The organism is Streptomyces sp. NPDC002130, assembly GCF_040296465.1.
Taxonomy (GTDB): Bacteria; Actinomycetota; Actinomycetes; order Streptomycetales; family Streptomycetaceae; genus Streptomyces.
On sequence record NZ_JBEOXI010000822.1, the window covers coordinates 1 to 1449 of the forward strand.

Annotated in this window: 1 protein-coding gene and 2 pseudogenes; 2 read left to right on the plus strand and 1 reads right to left on the minus strand. The window is 62.5% G+C overall.

The annotated features are described in order from the left end of the window. Nucleotides 1–89, minus strand: a pseudogene (locus tag ABT116_RS45940) (YbjN domain-containing protein); the annotation flags it as partial. Between the two features lie 114 nt (nt 90–203). On the opposite strand from ABT116_RS45940, the gene ABT116_RS45945 reads away from it, so the two are divergent. Together ABT116_RS45945 and ABT116_RS45950 are read left to right on the plus strand one after the other, a co-directional pair. Next, nucleotides 204–698, plus strand: coding sequence for a GbsR/MarR family transcriptional regulator (locus tag ABT116_RS45945; protein WP_007728322.1), 495 nt, complete (start codon nt 204–206; stop codon nt 696–698). A 154-nt stretch (nt 699–852) separates the two neighbouring features. After that, nucleotides 853–1353 (plus strand): annotated as a pseudogene (locus ABT116_RS45950) (alcohol dehydrogenase catalytic domain-containing protein); the annotation flags it as partial. Between the last annotated feature and the right edge of the window lie 96 nt (nt 1354–1449).

Sequence of the window (1449 nt, forward strand, 5' to 3'; positions counted from 1 at the left end):
GTGCGGAACTGCTCCCACGGCGCCGCGAGGTCTCCCTCGTCGTCGACGACGTACTTGAGCTCCATCTGGTCGAGGAGCTGCTTCACGAGGACCGAAGGTCTTGACGAGGCTTTTCACTGAAATTGCCGCACCCATGAATTTGACCGTACGCCGATTTCACAAATGTGTGAAGATAGAAAAAGAGGAAAGATCGAAGGGTTCCGATGACCGACACCAGCCATACCGTTGCACCGGACGAGAGCCGCCATTATGTCGAGCGACTCTCACTCGTACTGAGCGACATGGGTTTTCCGCCGATGCCCGCCCGCGTCTGGGCCGCATTGATGACCAGCGAGACGCCCTCGTCCACGCCAGGAGATCTCGGATCTCGGTTGGGCGTGAGCCCCGCCGCCATTTCCGGTGCCGTCAGATACCTCCAGCAAGTCGGGTTGATCGAGCGTGTGGCCGTCCCCGGATCGAGGCGTCAGCACTACTGCGTCAGCGTCGACATGTGGGCCGACGCGTTTGTCACGAAACAGTCCTCGCTCTACCAGGTCTCGGCAGTGGCGGACGAGGGCATTCGGGTCCTCGGTGAAGGAACGACGGCCGGCGATCGTATGGCAGATCTGCGCGACTTCTTCGACTTCATGGCCGCGGAAATGCCGCGCATGCTCGCGGACTGGCGCTCCCGGCGAAAAGACCGGACACCTGGCAGGTAACTTCAGGTTTACCCGCAATTTCGGCGGGGTACCTCAATTCTCGTTCCAGCATGGTGAGGCGCGGCGTACTCGAGGAGTTGCTGATGAAGCTGTCGATCAGGGGCGCGAACACTTCACCGACTTCACCGTCAGTACGTACCGCTTCACCCGAGATCTGTGCGCCGAAGTCGGCAATGCAGTGGTCAAAGTATCGCCAGGGGATCGAGTGTGCTTGCCGTTCAACATCGGCTGCGGCTTCTGCCGAAACTGCGAGGAAGGGTTGACCGCATTCTGCCTGACGGTGCACCCCGATCCGAAGATGGCCGGCGCTGCATTCGGTTTCGCGGGGATGGGCCCGTTCTGGGGCGGACAGGCGGAATATCTGCGAGTGCCGTTCGGCGACTTCAACTGTCTGCGACTGCCCGAGGATGCCCAGGACAAGGAAACCGACTACGTGATGCTGTCGGACATCTTTCCCACCGGATGGCATTGCACCCGCCTGGCCGACATGCAACCCGGCGATTCGATGGTGGTCTACGGCGCTGGCCCAGTCGGTTTGATGGCCGCGTATTCGGCGATGATCCAGGGAGCGAGCAAGGTGATGATCGTCGACCGCCACCCCGACCGGCTACGCCTGGCCGAAGAGATCGGCGTCGTCCCCATCGACGACTCGAAGGACCGCACGCCGCACCGACTCCTTCTCGTCCACGCGATCACCACCCGGGGACCGCCCGCGGGGGCCGCTGCCGCCTGACGGCAGCCGGTGGCACCC

Excerpts from the sequence above, each read along its gene's own strand:
- ABT116_RS45945 (WP_007728322.1), top strand. The coding sequence starts at position 204 with ATGACCGACACCAGCCATACCGTTGCACCGGACGAGAGCCGCCATTAT.